This is a genomic window from Lentzea sp. NPDC004782, from assembly GCF_040609115.1.
Lineage (GTDB): Bacteria > Actinomycetota > Actinomycetes > Mycobacteriales > Pseudonocardiaceae > Lentzea.
Genome location: NZ_JBEXJN010000003.1, coordinates 185909 through 203052, shown reverse-complemented (window position 1 = coordinate 203052; position 17144 = coordinate 185909). Strand labels below are relative to the sequence as shown.

The window sequence follows — 17144 nt, the reverse complement described above, 5'->3', positions numbered from 1 at the left end:
GAGGCCAGGGGCCTCGCCGTGCGAAGGCCCGCGCTTGACCGGCGCCCCACGCGCCGGACCAGGTCCTCACCAAGGGCACCCCACCGCGGTTGGAGGGTTGCCGGCCAGCAAGCTTGGGCTTGACGCTGGCTCTCATGACCTGCCGATGACGTTAGCGGAGCCTCGCGGCGTCCGTCGACAACCGATCACATGCTGAGAAGCCTCGGAAACCGACTAATCGCCGGTCTCGCCCTTCCACCGTGCGTAGCGACCGGCCCGGTCCACAGCACGTATGCGCCGCTCAGCGGCTTCACGTGCCTCCTCGGTGGTGACGATGAGCAACTGGTCGCCGATCTGCAGCCGGGTCGTCGGTTGTGGCGTGAAACTCTTCCCCGACCGCACCACGAGGCTCACCGTGGCACCGATCGGCAGCCGCAGCTCGGTCATGTAGACGCCGTGCAGCTTCGACCCGCGCTGGATGTGCACCTGCAGCAGCTCGGCGCTCAGCTCGTCCAACGGCGAGGAGTCGACCTGCACCTCCTGCGGCTCGCCCTCGCGCACCAGCCCGAGCCGCCGCGCGAGGAACGGCAGCGTCGTGCCCTGCACCACCGTCAGCACGACGACCAGCACGAACACCGCGTCGACCAGCTGCCGCGCGCCCTCGACGCCCTGGATCAACGGGATCAGCGCGAACACGATCGGCACCGCACCGCGCAGCCCCGACCAGGACAGGAACACCTGCTCCCGCCACGGCACCCGGAACGGCAGCGAGGCGAGCAGCACCGACAACGGCCGCGCCACGAACGTCAGCACCACCCCCGCGATCAGCGCCGGGACCAGCACGTCGAGCAGCCGCGTCGGGGCGGCGTAGAGGCCGAGCAGGACGAAGAGGCCGATCTGCGCGAGCCACCCCAGTCCCTCGGCGAACGACAGCGTGTCCGCGCGGTGCGGCAGCCGGGCGTTGCCGAGGGCCAGCGCGGCGACGTAGGTGGCGAGGAAGCCGGAGGCGTGCGCCAGATCGCCTGCCGTGTAGGCGATCACGCACACGGCCACGGTGGCGAGCGGGTACAGGCCGGTGGCGGGCAACGCGGCCCGTCTCAGCGCGGCGGCACCGAACAAGCCCAGCAGCACGCCGATGAGCGCGCCCGCAGCCAGCTCGTAGACGACCAGCAGCGGCGCGGTCCACGAGATCTTGTCCGCCGAGGCCAGCAGCACGACCGCGATGTAGACGGGCGCGTCGTTGAGGCCGGACTCCAGTTCGAGCGCGCCGGTGAGCCGCGCTCCCACGCCTAAGGACCGCAACACGCTGAAGACGGCCGCCGCGTCCGTGGACGACAGCACCGCACCCCACAGCAACGCCATCCGCCAGTCGAGGCCGAGCAGGAAGTGCAACGCCGTGCCGGTGACCGCGACGCTCACCGCAACGGCCACTGTGGACAGTGCCACGCCTAACCACAGCGAGGACTTCACGGCGTGCCAACGGGTCGTGATGCCGCCCTCGGTCAGGATCAGCACGAGTGCCGCGATGCCGAGAGACTGCGTCAGGCCGGCGTCGTCGAACTTGATGCCGAAGACCGCCTCGCCGAGGAGCACCCCGATGCCCAGGTACAGCAACAACGAGGGCAGCCCGAGCCGGGTCGACACCCGCACCGCGATCACCGAGATCAGCAGAACGGCTGCGCCGATGCCCAGTACGACCGTGATGTCACCCACCTGGACCATTCTGGTTGATCACCACCGGATTGGACGAATCCGAAACCGCAAGGCAACCAGACGTTCGCACCTGGCGAGCACGTGCACGGTGGAGCATGTTGATCAGTGGCTCAACCCCCTGCCCTGCACGGCGTTGCACCCCACGCGGACGTGATCGCCTACACGCTGCGGGGCCTGGCCGCCTGAGGTTTCTGCGTCAGCACCTGCACGGCCTCGTCGAGCACCGGTTCGACGAGGCCGGGCAGGGTCGCGAACATCTGCGCCTGACCGAGGTAGAGGCTGAACGCGATCAACGCGCGCTTCTTGGCGTGCTCGTGGCCGAACCCGAGCTGCTCGAACAGCTCGGTCAGGTAGCCCAGCCTTCTCTCCGTGACGCGCCTGAGGACCGGCGCGATCACCTCGTTCTCGGCGTTGGCCTGCAACGCCATCTCCACCGAGCCCTTGCGGTGCCGGTCGAGCACTGTTTCGAACAGCGTCCTGAGCTTGTCGTGCGGCGTCCGCCCCGACTCGACCAGCTCGATGACCTTCTCGGTGTGCTCGCGCTCCCACCGCTCGACCGTCGCTTTGAGCAGCGCGTCGCGGTTCGGGAAGTGGTGGTAGACGCTCCCCTTGGTCGCGCCCGCCCTGGCGGCGAGCGGTTCGACGGCGACGGCCTGGAGCCCGCCTTCCGCCAACGCTCTCAGCGCGATCTCAGTCCAGTCGTCACGGGTGCGGCGCATTTCCGTACGCTAGCGTATGGTTCGCCAACATACGGTGCCGTATGGAAGGAGCGTGTCGTGGTTCGCAACGTGCATGTGCGGGAGCTCCCGGTCCCGGCCGGGCCGTTCGTCGAGCGCATCCAGGAGCTGTGGCCGGTGGCGTGGCCCGCGATGAGGTTCGACCGGCCGTTGGGCGTGGGCGCGGACGGCGGCCACGGCCCGATCCGCTACCGGTGCACGGCCTTCGAGCCGGGTTCCTCGATCACCTTCGAGTTCGTCGGCGTCTCGGGCACGCACACGTTGTCCGCCTCCGGCAACGTCCTGCGCCACGAGCTGGTCGCGTCGTTCGGCCTCGCCGGCCGCCTGCGCTGGGCGCTCGTCGTCCGGTGGCTGCACGACGCCCTGCTGGAGGACTTCCTCGACAACTGCGAGCGGACCGCAGGCCGCGAGCCTGCCGCACCGGCGCGGTGGTCACCCTGGGTGCGACTGGTGCGACGGGTGTTCGGCATGCTCGACCGGCAGCCGTCCCGCACCTGATCAGGACTTGCGCACCAGCAGCTGCGCCTGCTGGAACCGCTCGCCCTCGCCCGGCTCCCGCACCAGCCGCGCGACCTCTACGAACCCGGCCTGGCACAACAGGTCCGCGAGACTGCCGGGCGACCACCGGTAGGCGAGCGTCACCTTGTGGTCGAACTCCCGCGGCTCCGGGTCGTCCCCCGCGAAGAACCCGAGCAGCAGATGGCCACCGGGCGCCAGCACCCGCTCGAACTCCGCGAACACCGCCGGTAGCCGCACCGGAGGCGTGTGGATGACCGAGTAGAAGGCGAGGATGCCGCCGAGCACCCCGTCGCCGAGGTCCAGCGCGGTCATCTCGCCCTCGTCGAACCGCAGTCCCGGATGCGCCCGGCGTGCCAGGGCGATCATCTCGGACGACAGGTCGACACCGAACGCGTTCAGCCCGAGCGCGTTCAGGTGCGCCGTCAGGTGGCCGGGCCCGCACCCGAGATCGGCAACCGGCCCGGCGCCGCGCACCAACTCGGCGAACGCGGCCAGCAGCGCGCGTTCCAGCGGCAGCCGGTCGAGGATGTCGCTGAACAGCTCGGCGTACAGGGGCGCGACGGCGTCGTAGGCGGCCTTGGTGTCGTGCAACGCGGACTGGTCGGTCACGTCGAAAACCGTAGTGCCCCAAGGCGAGGCGGCCTCGGCGGGCCGCCTCGCCCCGCAACGAACCACGACCGGCGCGTACGTCCCCCTCCGCAGGAGGCCACCGAACAATTCCCCCTTGCTCGTCGGTCTGGGATCGACCGTAGCGAGGGGGTCTGACAATTTTCGGCGGCAGACGCGGAACGGGGCCGCCGTCCGAAGACAGCGGCCCCGCTGAACCGACATCACACCCGTGCGACCGCCACGCGAACCTTGAGGCCGTCACCCACGGTGCCCTCGGAGGTCCCGGAACCGAACACCACCGACGACGTGAGCGTCTCGGCCTGCACGAACTCCAGGTGCGGCTGCACGGCCGAGCGCACGGCGTCCGGGAGCTCCAGCGTCAGCGCGATCCGGTCGGACACGTCCAGCTGAGCGTCCTTGCGGGCCTGCTGCACGACGCGCACCAGGTCGCGCGCGATGCCCTCGGCCTCCAGCTCGGGCGTCACCGCCGTGTCGAGCACGACGACGCCCGCACCGCCCGGCAGCGCCGCCGTGGCAGCCGGATCCGTTGCCACCAACCGCTGTTCGTACTCGCCCTCGAACAGCTCGACGCCGGCGGCGACCACCCGGCCGTCCACTTCGGACCAGTCACCGGCCTTGACGGCCTTGATGACCTTCTGCACGTTCGGCCCGAGGCGCGGACCGGCGGCACGCGCGTTCACGACGAGCTGGAACTGCCCGTAGGCGTCGACGTCCGTGGACAGCGACACCTCCTTGACGTTGACCTCGTCGCGCACGATCTCCGCGAAGTCCTCCAGCGACGCCGCCACCGGAGACGCCACCGTCAGGCGCGCCAGCGGAAGCCGCACGCGCAGCTTGTTGGCCTTGCGCAACGACAACGCCGTCGAGCAGACGTCCCGCACCTCGTCCATCGCCGCCACGAGCGCGTCGTCGGCTGGCAGGTCCGCCGCCGACGGGAAGTCCGTCAGGTGCACCGAACGCCCACCGGTCAGCCCCCGCCACACGACCTCGGTCGTGTACGGCAGCAACGGCGCCGCCACGCGCGTGACGACCTCCAGCACGGTGTGCAGGGTGTCGATCGCGTCCTGCTCGCCGTCCCAGAACCGCTGCCGCGACCGCCGCACGTACCAGTTCGTCAGCACCTCCAGGTACTCGCGCACCAGCTGGCACGCGCCGGAGATGTCGTAGACGTCCATCGCCGCCTGGACGTCGCGGACCAGGTCGTGCGTCTTCGCCAGCGCGTACCGGTCGAGCACGTGCTGGGAGTCGACCCGCCAGGTGCCCTCGCGACCGGAAGCGTTGGCGTACAACGCGAGGAAGTACCACGAGTTCCACAACGGCAGCACCGCCTGGCGCACCGCGTCGCGGATGCCGCGCTCGGTCACCACCAGGTCGCCGCCGCGCAGGATCGGCGACGCCATGAGGAACCAGCGCATGGCGTCGGAGCCGTCGCGGTCGAAGACCTCGTTGACGTCCGGGTAGTTCTTGAGCGACTTGGACATCTTCTGACCGTCGTCACCGAGCACGATGCCGTGCGCCACGCAGTCGCGGAACGCCGGCCGGTCGAACAACGCCGTCGCGAGCACGTGCAGCGTGTAGAACCAGCCGCGCGTCTGCCCGTTGTACTCGACGATGAAGTCGCCGGGGTAGTGGTTCTCGAACCACTCCGCGTTCTCGAACGGGTAGTGCACCTGCGCGAACGACATCGAGCCCGACTCGAACCAGCAGTCGAGCACGTCCGGGATGCGGCGCATGGTCGACCGACCGCTCGGGTCGTCCGGGTTCGGCCTGGTCAGCTCGTCGATGAACGGCCGGTGCAGGTTGTCGGGACGCACGCCGAAGTCGCGCTCCAGCTCGTCCAGCGACCCGTACACGTCCGTGCGCGGGAACTCGGGGTTGTCCGAGACCCACACGGGCAGCGGCGAGCCCCAGTACCGGTTGCGCGAGATGTTCCAGTCGCGCGCGTTCTCCAGCCACTTGCCGAACTGGCCGTCCTTGATGTGCGCGGGCACCCAGTTGATCTGCTGGTTGAGCTCGACCATCCGGTCCTTGAACTGCGTGACCGCGACGAACCACGCCGACAGCGCGCGCTGGATCAGCGGGTTCGCGCACCGCCAGCAGTGCGGGTAGGGGTGGTCGTAGGTCTCGTGGCGCAGCAGCAGGCCCGCTTCCTTGAGGTCGCGGATGATCAGCTTGTTCGCGTCGAAGACGTGCACGCCCTGGTACGGCGCCACCTCGGCGGTGAACTTGCCGTCCGGCCCGACCGGCACGACGACGTCGATGCCCGCCGCGTCCGTCACGACCTTGTCGTCCTCACCGAACGCCGGTGCGATGTGGACGATGCCGGTGCCGTCGTCGGTGGTCACGTAGTCGGCCGTGAGCACCTGGTGCGCGTTCTCGCGGCCCACGAAGAAGTCGAACGGCGGCAGGTACTTCTTGCCGACCAGGTCCGAGCCCTTGTAGCGGGCGACGACCTCGGGCTCCTCGCCCAGCTCCCGCGCGTACGCGGCGACCCGCGCCTCGGCGAGCAGGTACTTCTCACCGTCGGCGCCCACGACCGTCACGTAGTCGACGTCCGGGTGCACGGCGGCGGCCAGGTTGCTCGGCAGCGTCCACGGCGTGGTCGTCCAGACCAGGGCCCGCTCACCGGACTCCAGGCGCAGCGCCACCGTGACGGCCGGGTCCTGCCGGTCGCGGTAGGCGTCGTCCATCTTGGTCTCGGTGTTGGACAACGGCGTCTGGCAGCGCCAGCAGTACCAGAGCACCCGGAAGCCCTCGTAGATCAAGCCCTTGTCCCACAAGGCCTTGAACGCCCACATGACGCTTTCCATGTAGTCGAGGTCGAGCGTCTTGTAGTCGTTGTCGAAGTCGACCCAGCGCGCCTGCCGCGTCACGTACTCGCGCCACTGGTCCGTGTACTGCAGCACGGACGTGCGGCACGCCTCGTTGAACTTCTCGATGCCGAGCTCGTCGATCTCGTGCTTCTGCGTGATGCCGAGCTGCTTCTCCGCCTCGTACTCGGCGGGCATGCCGTGCGTGTCCCAGCCGAACCGGCGCTCGACGTGCTTGCCGCGCATGGTCTGGTAGCGCGGTACGACGTCCTTGACGTAGCCGGTCAGCAGGTGCCCGTAGTGCGGCAGACCGTTGGCGAACGGCGGGCCGTCGTAGAAGACGAACTCGTTCGCGCCGTTCTCGCCGGCCGGGTTGCGGTCGATGCTCGCCTGGAAGGTCTCGTCGTCCTTCCAGTACCCGAGCACGTCCTGCTCGAGGTTCGGAAAGGACGGCTGCGCCGGGACCTCGTTCGCTCCGGCCCTGGGGTAGGCCATCGTCACTGCTCCTCGCGGTCATGTGGGACACGCGAGGACGACACGCCGGACGTTGCCCGGCAGGCCGCGGTACCACCCCGCTTGCCCACCCTCCGCTCGGCGAACAGCGGGTGAGCCTCTCGTTCATCGGCTGTGACGGGCCGGTCCCGTCCGGTTCTACTGAGGTTCGGCGAACCCGTTCTTCCGGAGGCTCCCCGGTGATGGCCGGATCGGTGCCTGTAGCTACAGGGTACGGGTCGGTGCAAACCGTATGCTCGCCGGATGACGTTGACCATCGCGTTGTCGATCGTGCTGGCCCTGCTGTTCTTGGCGACGGGCGCGGGCAAGCTGTTCGGGGCGAAGGCGTCGCTGCAGGCACGTGACCACTTCCGGATGAGCGGTGCGCTCTGGCGGACCATCGGCGCTCTGGAGTGGGCCGGCGCCGCGGGCCTGATCGTCGGACTGGTCACGTGGCCGTGGGTGGCGCAGGCGGCCACCGTCGGACTCGGGCTGCTGATGGTCGGCGCCACGATCACGCGACTGCGGTACGACTCGAAGCCGACCGGCGTGGTGGTGGACCTGGTGCTGCTGGCGCTGCTGATCACGTTGCTGTTCCTGGACCGGTGAGCCACGAGTTCCTCGTCCTCGGCACGCCGGAGGTCCGGCGCGGCACCGCGCTCGTCGACGTGGGACACGCCCGGCAGCTGAGCGTGCTGGCGGTGCTGCTGGTGGACGTCAACCAGGTGGTCGGCGTCGACAGTCTGCTCGCCCGCGTCTGGGGTGAGACGCCGCCGCGCCAGGCCAAGGCAGCGCTCTACAGCTACGTGTCGCGGCTGCGGACCGCGCTGGACGGGCTGCCGATCGTGCGCCGCTCCGGCGGGTACGTGCTGGAGGCCGATCCTGCCTCCATCGACCTGCACCGCTTCCGTTCTCTCGTGGCTCGGGGCCGGCCCGGCGAGGCCCTGGCGCTCGTGCGCGGCGAACCGTTCGGGGGGCTGCACGGGCCGTGGTTCGACGGTCTGCGCGAGACGGTGGCCCGCGAGATCACCGCCGCCGAACTGGACCACACCGACGCCAGGCTCGCCGCGGGCGAACACCGGTCCCTGGTGACCGAGCTGACCGCGCGCGCCACGTCACGTCCTCTCGACGAACGGCTCGCGGGGCAGCTGATGCGCGCGTTGATCGGCGCCGACCAACGGTCCGATGCGCTCGCCCACTACTCACAGCTGAAACACCGGCTCGCGGACGAACTGGGCCTCGACCCCGGCCCCGCACTGCGCGACCTGCACGCGTCGCTCGTCCAGCGTCCACAGTGGAGCCCACGCCAGCTTCCCGCCGCACCAACGGGTTTCACGGGCCGGGAAGCCGAGCTGGCGGCGCTGGACGACGGCCCGATCGTCACGATCACCGGACCCGCCGGCACCGGCAAGACGTGGCTCGCGCTGCACTGGGCGCACGCGCACGCCGCCGACTACCCGGACGGCCACCTGTTCGTGGACCTCAACGGCAGCGACCCCGCCGACGTCGTCCGCGCGTTCATCACCGCGTTGGGCACCGCGCCCGACGGCATCCCGCCTGAACCGCACGCGCAGACAGCGCTCTACCGCACGTTGCTGGCGGACCGGCGCATGCTGATCGTCCTCGACAACGCCGCCGACACGGCCCAGGTCGTGCCGTTGCTGCCCGGAACGCCACGGTGCCGTGTGGTCGTGACGAGCCGTGAACGCCTTCCCGGCCTGGTCACAGCGCACGGCGCCCGTCCCGTGGTGCTCTGAGTAGATCCACTCATGGCGCCCTCGGCGCCGGTTCCCCAGACTTACCGCCGAGGGGATTGGGGGATCACATGAAGATTCTGGCACTCGCCGCCCTGGTGAGCACCGCCGTCACGCCGGTGCAGGAGTTCTCGTTCGAGGCGGAGGCAAACGCCTGGCCGGTGCACGGCAGGTCCGCGCACTGGTCGGCTCCGACCGATGAGATCAGGGTCGGGCTGCGGCGTTCCGACAACACGATCAGGATCCACGCGGAGCACGGCGGTCTGCGTGACTACCTGCTGGTCGAGCTGTCCCGGCACGACGGGCAGCCGATCACGGCCGGCACGTACCACGACGAGAAGGTCCTGGTCGTGAGCGACGGCTACGGATGCGTGGACGACACGGCCGACTTCACGGTCGATCGCGTCGAGTACAACGCCGACGGGTGGACCGACGTGTTCCAGGCGTCGATCACGCACACCTGCGGCGACCAGCCCTTCAACGCGTTCCGCGCACGGGTCGACTTCAACCGCTGACCTCAGAACCGCGGGGAGTCCGCTACCACCTGTCGGCCGGATCGACGAGAACGGCGACTTCGTCGTCGAGCACCACCTCGAAGACCGGGGCGGCTCTGCCTTCAGGGTCGTCAGGTGGGGTCCTCGGAGACCTCCTGGCGGGGCGCGCGATGGCGCGACACCAGCGTCGCGTCGGGGCGGCACACCGCGCACGGCGTGAACTGCAACTGTCGTGCCTCCTGCACCGGGAGGCCCAGACTGGGCCTCCCGGCGAGCCAGGAACACGAGCTCAGGTGGTACCGGGGCCGCTCGTCCAGCACCCGCACCTCGTCCACCAGATCGGCCACCGCGAGCAGGTCCGCCGCGTCGGTGTCCTCTTCCGGTGGTTCTTCGTCAGCGGGCGGCGTGTCGGCTCCGGACGAGATCTCCGGCGCAACCACCACCCGTTGATCATCAGCTACAGCTAGTTGATCTACACTCTGCGCGACGGCTGCGGGGTCCCCCGGACGTCGTCGCCACCAGTCCCAGAGCAGGACCAGGGCGGCGAGCACGCTCGCGCCCACGGACGACCACGCCCAGATCGTGTTGGACGTGGTCAGCGCGGGCACGAGCAGGCCGAGGGCAGCCAGCACCAGAAGTAGAACTACGAAGAGCACCTAATGAACAGTAGTTCAGCCCGCTTCGGCGCGTGCGCCGAAGGAGTAGCCCTGGGAACGGCCCTCGGACGGTGCGGCCGGGCCGCGGTCCTGCAGGTCGCGCAGGGACGACTCGAGCATCGTCTTCAGTCGCGTGCGGTACTCGCGCTCGAACGTCTGCAGCTTGTCGATCTGCTTCTCGAGCGTGTTCTTCTCCTGGGTGATGTTGCCCATCACCTCGGCGTGCTTGCGCTGCGCGTCGCGGTCGAGCGCGGTGGCCTTCTCACGGGCCTGCCGCTCGAGCGTCTCGGCGCGCGTGCGCGCGTCGTTCAGCATGGTCTCGGCACGCGTGCGCGCCTCGTTGACCATCGTGTCGGCCTTGGCACGGGCCTCGGACAGCAACTGCTCCGACTTCGTGCGGGCCTCGGACAGCATGCCGTCGGCTTCGGCCTTGGCCTCGCCGGTCAGCCGGTCCGCCATCTCCTGGGCCAGACCCAGGACCTTCGCGGCCTGCACGTGGTGGTCGCCGCCCCCACCGGGGGACGTCTGCTCCAGCACCGACGGCGGCGGGACCGGCGCCAGGCGGCGCGGCTCCTCGACCACCGGGACGCGGGTCGTCATGGGGCTGGAAGAAGCCTTCGCGCGCGCGTCGTCGAGGTCGGCGCGTGCGGTCTCGAGCTGCTGGTCGAGCTGCTCGACCTGCTGACGGAGGTCGTTGTTCTCCTCGATCAAGCGGGCCAGTTCGCCCTCAACCAGGTCGAGGAACGCGTCCACCTCGTCCTCGTTGTAGCCCCGCTTGCCAATCGGCGGCTTGCTGAACGCGACGTTGTGCACGTCAGCGGGGGTCAACGGCATCGGATCACCTCTCGCACTCCTGGGCTGCGGTCATCCCCGGTTCCCCGTCACCTGGGATCTGCGAATCGCATCAGAATGATAACGACCAGCCACAGCACAATAATCGATAGGTCCAGCCCGACGCCCCCGATCCGCACAGTCGGGATCAACCGACGGACGGCGCGGACCGGAGGATCGGTCACGGTGTAAACGGTCTCCAGCGTCACGGCTACGCCGCCCGCGGGGCGCCACTCCCTCGCGAACGTCCTCACCATCTCGACCACGACACGCGCGGTCAGGAACAGGGAGAACGCGAACAGGAGGTAGAAGATGACGAGACGGATCGGGTCCACGGGGTCAACTCTAACCGTGGTTGCCGAACCCGCCCTCCGCCAGCTTCCGCCGGTCCTCCGCCGTCACGTCAACGTTGGGCGGTGAGAGAAGGAACACCCTGCTGGTGATCTTGTCCATGGACCCGCGCAGAGCGAACGCGAGACCTGCCGAGAAGTCGACGAGACGCTTGGCGTCCGCGTCGTCCATGTCGGTCAGGTTCAGGATCACCGGAGTGCCGTCGCGGTAGTGCTCCCCGATCGTGCGCGCCTCGCTGTAGTTACGGGGGTGAAGCGTGGTGATGCGCGCCAACGGGTTGCCTGCCGGCTCAGCGACCGGGCGCAGCCTGCTCACGGGTTCGCGCTGCGGCTCGACCGCGAGTGCGCCGTGCACGGGTGCATCGGCGCTCCAGCGCCGCGTGCTCGAGGGGCTGCCCCCGCGCCGCGACTCCGGCTCGTAGTCGTCCGACTCGTCGATGTCGGCCCGGTACCCGGAGCTCTGCAGCTCCGACCGGCCCGGCGTGAACACGCGGCTGCGCCGCGGGTAGGGGTCGTAGTCGTCGGCCTCGGCCGCGTACTCGGACCGGTAGTCGCCGTAGCGACCTCGGTCCTCGTCGTAGCCGGGGTCGTCTGCGTACTCGGCGGGGACCATCCCGAAGTAGGCCTTCAGCTTGTGCAAAGCGCTCATTCCAGCCCCTCCTCGGCGGTGCCCCACTCTTAGGGACGGTGCGGACGGTCCCGAGGTTCCCGACAACCTAAGGCAACGTTAGCCGTCGACTGCCGAGCAACGCCGTTCCGACACGCACACAGGTCGATCCGTGCGAGATGGCATCTTCCAGGTCTCCGCTCATCCCCGCTGACACCCGGGTGGCAGTGGGATGATCATCACGTAGGCCTGATACCACTGACGCCAACGCCTCAAACGCCTGCGCTGGCTTCATCGTCAAGGGAGCGACAGTCATCGCACCGCGAAGAATAAGATCACCCGAACGAGTGATCACGCCAGCCAGTTCCGGCACATCCGGGATCGCACACCCGCCGCGCGAGGTGTCACCGTCGATGCTGACCTGCAACAACACGTCGAGCTTCGTGCCTTTCGCGTGCGCGGCCCTCGCGAGCGCCTCGGCCAATCTCACGCTGTCCACCGAGTCGACCTGATCCGCCCACTCGACGACGGACTTGGCCTTGTTCCGCTGCAATCTGCCGACCATGTGCCATCTCGCGCCTTCGAGATGTCTCAATTGGCCGACCTTCGCGCTCGCCTCCTGATCGCGGTTTTCCGCGAAGTTCCGCAAACCGAGTTCGTAAAGGAGCTCCACATCGCTCGCCGGCCAGGTTTTCGTCACCGCGAGCAACATCACTTCGGAACGATCACGGCCGGCGGCTTCGCAGGCCTTCGCGATGCGTTCCTCGACCTCGGCGAGGTTCGCGGCGAGCTCTTCCCGCCTGCTCACGGTTCGATCCAGACGACCGACGCGAGCCGCCCGGTCGGGGCCTGCCTGCGGTGGCTGAAGAGGTCCTTCTCCTCGAACGTGCAACGAGGATCGACGCCGATCCTGCCCACCCCCGCGCTCGCGAGCTGGTTCCACAGCCCGGCCCGCAGATCGAGAGCGGGCGTGCCCCTGCGCGACTTCGAGGCGCTGCCGGGCAGGTGCTGCTCCACGTCCTTCTGCATCTCCGGCGGCACCTCGTAGCACTCGCCGCACACCGCGGGCCCGAGCAGGACCTCGATCCGTTCGAGCTCCGCGCCCTGCGCCATCATCGCCTTGAGCGCCTCGACGACCACCCCGACACGCGCACCGACACGCCCGGCGTGGACCGCGCCGACGACCCCGGCCTCCTCGTCACCGAGCAGCACCGGGACGCAGTCCGCGGTCAGCACCACGAGCCCGAGACCAGGCTGTTTCGTCACGACCGCGTCGGTGGCCTCCAGCGGTTCGGCCTGAGGTCCGTCGACCACGCCGACCGTACGGCCGTGCACCTGTTCCATCCACACCAAACGGTCCGGCGTGAGCCCGATGCCCTCGGCGAGCCGGGCACGGTTGGCCTCCACCGCTCTCTCGTCGTCCCCCACGTGGTCACCGAGGTTGAACGAGTCGTACGGGGCCTTGGACACGCCACCAGCGCGAGTGGTGACAACACGACGAATGCGCACACCCACACCCTAAAACGATGAACGGCGCATTCGTTCACCTCAGGTGGACAAATGCGCCGTTCATCGAGCTGCTAGCGCCGCATGAACGGCGGGACGTCGACCTCGTCGTCCGGGTCGTCGGTCACGGGCACCGGACGCGACGGCAGCGAACCGTTCTGCGACAGCGACCGCGGCACGCTCGGCACGTACCCGTTGCCCTGCACCGGCGACGGCTGCGGCGGCACCGTGGTGGGCGGCGGCGTCACCGGCGGGGCGGGCTGGGGCGTCGGCTGCGGCACCGGCGGAGGCGCCTGCACCACGGGCGGCGGGGTGTGCGTCTGCGCGACCGGCTGCGGCTGCGGTGCCGGGGTGTGCGTCGGCGCGGCCGTCGCGGTGGCGATCGGCCCGGAAGCCGTCCTGGGCGGCGACGACAGCGCCGTCGGCTCCAGCTTCTTGTGCGTGGGGCCGCCGCCGTCGAACCCGGCCGCGATCACCGTGACGCGGACCTCGTCGCCGAGGGAGTCGTCGATGACCGTACCGAAGATGATGTTCGCGTCCGGGTGCGCGGCCTCCTGGACCAGCGACGCGGACTCGTTGATCTCGAACAGGCCGAGGTCGGATCCACCCGCGATCGAGAGCAGCACGCCGTGCGCGCCCTCCATCGAGGCCTCCAGCAGCGGCGAGTTGATCGCCTTCTGCGCGGCCTGGACGGCGCGGCCCTCTCCTCTCGCGGAACCGATGCCCATCAACGCCGACCCGGCACCGGACATGACCGACTTGACGTCGGCGAAGTCCAGGTTGATCAGACCGGGCGTGGTGATCAGGTCGGTGATGCCCTGGACACCGGAGAGCAGGACCTCGTCGGCCGAGCGGAACGCGTCCATCAGGCTGACACCGATGTCGCCCAGCTGGAGCAGCCGGTCGTTGGGGATGACGATCAGCGTGTCGCACTCGTTGCGCAGCGCCTGGATGCCGTCTTCCGCCTGCTTGGCGCGGCGCTTGCCCTCGAACGAGAACGGCCGGGTGACGACACCGATGGTCAGCGCGCCGAGCTTGCGGGCGATCGAGGCCACCACCGGCGCGCCGCCGGTGCCCGTGCCGCCGCCCTCACCGGCGGTCACGAAGACCATGTCGGCCCCCTTGAGGACCTCCTCGATCTCCTCGCGGTGGTCTTCGGCGGCCTTGTGCCCGACCTCCGGGTTCGCGCCGGCACCGAGGCCGCGCGTCAGCTCGCGGCCGATGTCGAGCTTGACGTCGGCATCAGACATCAGCAAGGCCTGTGCGTCGGTGTTCACCGCGATGAACTCGACGCCCTTGAGCCCGACCTCGATCATGCGGTTGACGGCGTTGACGCCGCCACCACCGATGCCGACGACCTTGATCACCGCGAGGTAGTTGTGCGGGGGCGTCATCGGATCCGCCTTCCTGATCGTGGTCCGTGCTGTGGTGCTGGGTGGTGATGCACCCGGATTGAAACCCTCAACCTCTCATCGAGGCTCAGAGTTATGTCAACCCCATATGTTCCTGCTGGACGGTAAGCACCGGCGGTGCGTCGGTCCAGCAGGCGCGCCGTAGGGTCCCAACACTGTGCGCTACTACTCCCCGGTCGTGCCGTCAAGTAGGGCGCACGGCACTGTGCACGCCGCACCACAAGCCTAGTCGGACCCCGAATCAGAGATCGTCTCGCCCATGTGTTGACCACATTTCGGCCACTAGTCGCCGGTGGCGCCGTCCAGCAGCTCCCTGACGACGTCCAGCTGACCGGCGTGCCGGCCGGTCTCCTCGACGACGTGGGCCAGGACCCACCGGGCCGAGACCTCGCGATCGCCGCGGAACGGCACCACCTGGTCGAGGTCGCCGAGGATCTCCCGGCTGGTCTCGCACTGCCGCCGGTAGTCCGCGAGCAGTCCGGCGAGCGTCTCGCCCGGCTCGATGCGCCAGTCCGCGTCGGGGTCTTCCATCGTGTACGGCGCGCGCGACTCGCGTCCGGCAAGCACCACCTCGAACCAGTGGTGCTCCATCCACCGCACGTGCTTCACCACACCCGCGGCCGTCGTCAGCTTCGACGGCAGCACCGCGCGCGTCGCGTCGTCGTCCGACAGACCTTCGACCTTCAGCTCGATCGTCGCGCGCAAGTAGTCCAACAGGGCCGTGTACGTCGCGCGTTCATCGGCGACGAGTGGTGGTGCGGTACGTGTCATGCGGCGCAGCCTGCAGGAGCGTCTTCGTCACCGCACCGCATTTATCCGCTGGGCCGCGAGCCGCCCGGAGATGAGCACCGGCGGCACCCCGACGCCCGGTGTGGTGCCCGCGCCCGCCAGCGCCACGTTCTCGGCGCCGGGCACGACGTTGCGCGGCCGGAACGGCCCGGTCTGGGCGAAGGTGTGCGCGAGCCCGAACGGCGTGCCCGCGGCGTTGCCCCAGTCCATCGGCGTGACGAGCAGCTCGTCGCGAATGGCGTCGCCGAACCCGTCGAGGCCGCGTTTCTCCAGCGCGGCGACGAGCTCGTCGCGGTACCTCGGGCCGACGCGCGGCCAGTCGATCGGCGCCGTGCCGAGGTTCGGGCACGGCGCGAGCACGTAGTGCAGACCGTCCTGCGCGTGCGTGACGAGCAACGACGGGTCCGACATCAACCGTCCCTTGTGGACGATCTCGGCGAACGTCTCCCGCCACGCCGCCCCGAACAGGATGTTGTGGTGGCCGAGGTCCCACGTGCGGTCCGTCGCGACGTGCAACACCACGGCCGATGGCGACCAACGGTGCTTGAGCAGCCGCCGCGGGCGCTTCCCGAGCAGCCGGTACGCGTCCGGCAGCTCACACGCCAGCACGACCGCGTCCGCCGCAATCCGCTCGTCCGCGGTGTGTACGGCCGTGACGCGCGCACCGCTCCACTCCAGCCGCGTGACCGTTGCTCCGTAACGAAATTCAGCGCCGTGCTTGGTCGCCACTGCGGCAAGCGCTTGCGGCACTGCGTGCATCCCACCGCGCGGGTAGTACACGCCGGCAATGGTGTCCATGTACGCGATGACCCCGTACGCCGCGAGGGCCTGCTGCGGCGGCACACCGGCGTACAACGCCTGGAACGAGAACAGCCGAACCAGCCGCTCGTCGGTGATGAACCGCCGCAACTGCGGTTCCAACCGGCCGAACCCGCCCAGTCCTGCCAGCTTCACGAGCTCCGGCCTCAGGAGATCGGCCGGTGAGTCGAAGTTCGCCCCGATGAAGCGCTCGCGCTGCACCGCGTACAGCTCGCCGAGCCACCGCCGCAGCGCCCGGTACCCGGCCGCTTCCCTTGCCCCGCAGACGTTCCGGACCTCGTCCTCCATCGCGGCGGCATCGGTGTGCACGGCGATCCGCGACCCGTCCGCGAACCGCGCGTGGTAGGCGGGGTCGACCCGGTCGAGCGTCAGCCAGTCCGGCAGTCGCTCCCCCACCGCGGCGAACGCCTCGTCCAGGTACTCGGGCATCGTCAGCACCGTGGGCCCGCTGTCCGCCGTGAACCCGCCGACCTGGACGGTCCCGGCGCGCCCCCCTGGCACGTCTGCCTTTTCGAGCACGGTGACCCGGCGACCGGTGCCCCGCAGGTGCAACGCGGCCGACAGCCCGGCAAGACCAGCGCCCACCACCACGACGTGTCCTGCCATGCGTACTTCCTTCGGGTGACAACGGTCAATGCGGCTAATGCCGCGCGGAGCAGTCCGATGAGCACGGTAGTCGTTCACACCCAGGAGGCTCGTCTTGGCACCCGCACCCGCGTCCGTGCGTTCGCTCGTCATCGAAGCGATCGTGTTGGAACTCGTCACCAGCAGGCTGGGCAGCCTGTTCGTGCGGGTCGCGACAGCGCTGCGAGCGAACGGCTGAACCGGCGGGAGATCTCCATGTGCTCACAACCGGCTCCGTGGTCCCCGTACCGGCGTCCGCGCCGGTATCCCACCCCGTCACGGCCACCGACACCGCGGCCGTGACCTGTCGGTGAGCTTTTCCATCTGTTGTGGCCGGCAGGAGCCCTTGCGTCGTGGGGGGGGGGGGGGGGGGAAGGAGACGGGGGCCGAGGGGGGGGCGCGCAACCACCACCCACGGCGGC

At 69.5% G+C, this 17144-nt stretch carries 18 protein-coding genes and 1 riboswitch; of the genes, 5 read left to right on the top strand and 13 right to left on the bottom strand.

Annotated elements, in window-relative coordinates:
- Positions 1-25 precede the first annotated feature (25 nt).
- Positions 26-140: riboswitch (SAM riboswitch) on the bottom strand.
- 73 nt (positions 141-213) lie between these two features.
- On the bottom strand, positions 214-1692 hold the full coding sequence (locus tag ABZV40_RS04240; RefSeq protein ID WP_355435502.1) for a potassium/proton antiporter: 1479 nt from the start codon (positions 1690-1692) through the stop codon (positions 214-216).
- Positions 1693-1850: 158 nt separating this feature from the next.
- Positions 1851-2411, bottom strand: a complete 561-nt coding sequence (locus ABZV40_RS04235) for a TetR/AcrR family transcriptional regulator (protein WP_355435500.1) — start codon at positions 2409-2411, stop codon at positions 1851-1853.
- A gap of 57 nt (positions 2412-2468) precedes the next feature.
- On the opposite strand from ABZV40_RS04235, the gene ABZV40_RS04230 reads away from it, so the two are divergent.
- A complete protein-coding gene (locus ABZV40_RS04230) occupies positions 2469-2927 on the top strand; it encodes an SRPBCC family protein (RefSeq protein ID WP_355435497.1) in 459 nt (152 codons plus the stop codon).
- Here ABZV40_RS04230 and ABZV40_RS04225 read toward each other — a convergent pair whose 3' ends face one another.
- Both ABZV40_RS04225 and ileS read right to left on the bottom strand, forming a co-directional pair.
- Positions 2928-3557, bottom strand: a complete 630-nt coding sequence (locus ABZV40_RS04225) for a class I SAM-dependent methyltransferase (RefSeq protein ID WP_355435495.1) — start codon at positions 3555-3557, stop codon at positions 2928-2930.
- 221 nt (positions 3558-3778) lie between these two features.
- Complete coding sequence (ileS, locus tag ABZV40_RS04220) at positions 3779-6883, bottom strand: isoleucine--tRNA ligase (protein ID WP_355435492.1); 3105 nt, start codon at positions 6881-6883, stop codon at positions 3779-3781.
- A 261-nt stretch (positions 6884-7144) separates the two neighbouring features.
- On the opposite strand from ileS, the gene ABZV40_RS04215 reads away from it, so the two are divergent.
- From ABZV40_RS04215 to ABZV40_RS04205, 3 genes are all read left to right on the top strand, one after another.
- Positions 7145-7489, top strand: coding sequence for a DoxX family protein (locus ABZV40_RS04215; RefSeq protein ID WP_355435490.1), 345 nt, complete (start codon positions 7145-7147; stop codon positions 7487-7489).
- Entirely contained in the window at positions 7486-8637 is a 1152-nt protein-coding gene (locus ABZV40_RS04210; RefSeq protein ID WP_355435487.1) for a BTAD domain-containing putative transcriptional regulator, read from the top strand. The genes ABZV40_RS04215 and ABZV40_RS04210 overlap by 4 nt, the downstream gene beginning before the upstream one ends.
- A 68-nt stretch (positions 8638-8705) precedes the next feature.
- Positions 8706-9149 carry a hypothetical protein gene (locus ABZV40_RS04205; protein ID WP_355435484.1) on the top strand — a complete coding sequence of 148 codons (444 nt, stop codon included), beginning with the start codon at positions 8706-8708 and terminating at the stop codon, positions 9147-9149.
- Positions 9150-9259: 110 nt separating this feature from the next.
- Here ABZV40_RS04205 and ABZV40_RS04200 read toward each other — a convergent pair whose 3' ends face one another.
- From ABZV40_RS04200 to crtI, 9 genes are all read right to left on the bottom strand, one after another.
- Positions 9260-9784, bottom strand: coding sequence for a hypothetical protein (locus ABZV40_RS04200; RefSeq protein ID WP_355435481.1), 525 nt, complete (start codon positions 9782-9784; stop codon positions 9260-9262).
- 15 nt (positions 9785-9799) lie between these two features.
- Positions 9800-10618, bottom strand: coding sequence for a DivIVA domain-containing protein (locus ABZV40_RS04195; protein WP_355435478.1), 819 nt, complete (start codon positions 10616-10618; stop codon positions 9800-9802).
- 47 nt (positions 10619-10665) lie between these two features.
- On the bottom strand, positions 10666-10950 hold the full coding sequence (locus ABZV40_RS04190) for a YggT family protein (protein WP_355435476.1): 285 nt from the start codon (positions 10948-10950) through the stop codon (positions 10666-10668).
- A 10-nt stretch (positions 10951-10960) separates the two neighbouring features.
- Positions 10961-11614, bottom strand: coding sequence for a cell division protein SepF (locus tag ABZV40_RS04185; RefSeq protein WP_355435473.1), 654 nt, complete (start codon positions 11612-11614; stop codon positions 10961-10963).
- 67 nt (positions 11615-11681) lie between these two features.
- Positions 11682-12380 (bottom strand): YggS family pyridoxal phosphate-dependent enzyme, encoded by a 699-nt coding sequence (locus ABZV40_RS04180; protein WP_355435470.1) that lies wholly within the window; start codon positions 12378-12380, stop codon positions 11682-11684.
- Positions 12377-13081, bottom strand: coding sequence for a peptidoglycan editing factor PgeF (gene pgeF / locus ABZV40_RS04175; protein WP_355435467.1), 705 nt, complete (start codon positions 13079-13081; stop codon positions 12377-12379). Before pgeF ends, ABZV40_RS04180 begins: the two co-directional genes overlap by 4 nt.
- Before the next feature lie 71 nt (positions 13082-13152).
- Positions 13153-14472: a cell division protein FtsZ gene (ftsZ, locus tag ABZV40_RS04170; RefSeq protein WP_355435464.1), complete on the bottom strand. Its 1320-nt coding sequence runs from the start codon at positions 14470-14472 to the stop codon at positions 13153-13155.
- A gap of 300 nt (positions 14473-14772) precedes the next feature.
- Positions 14773-15261 (bottom strand): DinB family protein, encoded by a 489-nt coding sequence (locus tag ABZV40_RS04165; RefSeq protein WP_355435461.1) that lies wholly within the window; start codon positions 15259-15261, stop codon positions 14773-14775.
- 27 nt (positions 15262-15288) lie between these two features.
- Positions 15289-16704, bottom strand: a complete 1416-nt coding sequence (gene crtI, locus ABZV40_RS04160; RefSeq protein WP_355435458.1) for a phytoene desaturase family protein — start codon at positions 16702-16704, stop codon at positions 15289-15291.
- Positions 16705-16798: 94 nt separating this feature from the next.
- On the opposite strand from crtI, the gene ABZV40_RS04155 reads away from it, so the two are divergent.
- On the top strand, positions 16799-16921 hold the full coding sequence (locus ABZV40_RS04155) for a hypothetical protein (protein ID WP_355435455.1): 123 nt from the start codon (positions 16799-16801) through the stop codon (positions 16919-16921).
- The last annotated feature ends 223 nt before the right edge of the window (positions 16922-17144 follow it).

What these genes read in the sequence shown, in the direction of transcription:
- ABZV40_RS04185 (WP_355435473.1), bottom strand. Translation starts at nt 11,614, where the DNA reads ATGAGCGCTTTGCACAAGCTGAAGGCCTACTTCGGGATGGTCCCCGCC.
- ABZV40_RS04235 (WP_355435500.1), bottom strand. Translation starts at nt 2,411, where the DNA reads ATGCGCCGCACCCGTGACGACTGGACTGAGATCGCGCTGAGAGCGTTG.
- ABZV40_RS04165 (WP_355435461.1), bottom strand. Translation starts at nt 15,261, where the DNA reads ATGACACGTACCGCACCACCACTCGTCGCCGATGAACGCGCGACGTAC.
- crtI (WP_355435458.1), bottom strand. Translation starts at nt 16,704, where the DNA reads ATGGCAGGACACGTCGTGGTGGTGGGCGCTGGTCTTGCCGGGCTGTCG.
- ftsZ (WP_355435464.1), bottom strand. Translation starts at nt 14,472, where the DNA reads ATGACGCCCCCGCACAACTACCTCGCGGTGATCAAGGTCGTCGGCATC.
- ABZV40_RS04215 (WP_355435490.1), top strand. Translation starts at nt 7,145, where the DNA reads ATGACGTTGACCATCGCGTTGTCGATCGTGCTGGCCCTGCTGTTCTTG.
- ileS (WP_355435492.1), bottom strand. Translation starts at nt 6,883, where the DNA reads ATGGCCTACCCCAGGGCCGGAGCGAACGAGGTCCCGGCGCAGCCGTCC.
- ABZV40_RS04195 (WP_355435478.1), bottom strand. Translation starts at nt 10,618, where the DNA reads ATGCCGTTGACCCCCGCTGACGTGCACAACGTCGCGTTCAGCAAGCCG.
- ABZV40_RS04205 (WP_355435484.1), top strand. Translation starts at nt 8,706, where the DNA reads ATGAAGATTCTGGCACTCGCCGCCCTGGTGAGCACCGCCGTCACGCCG.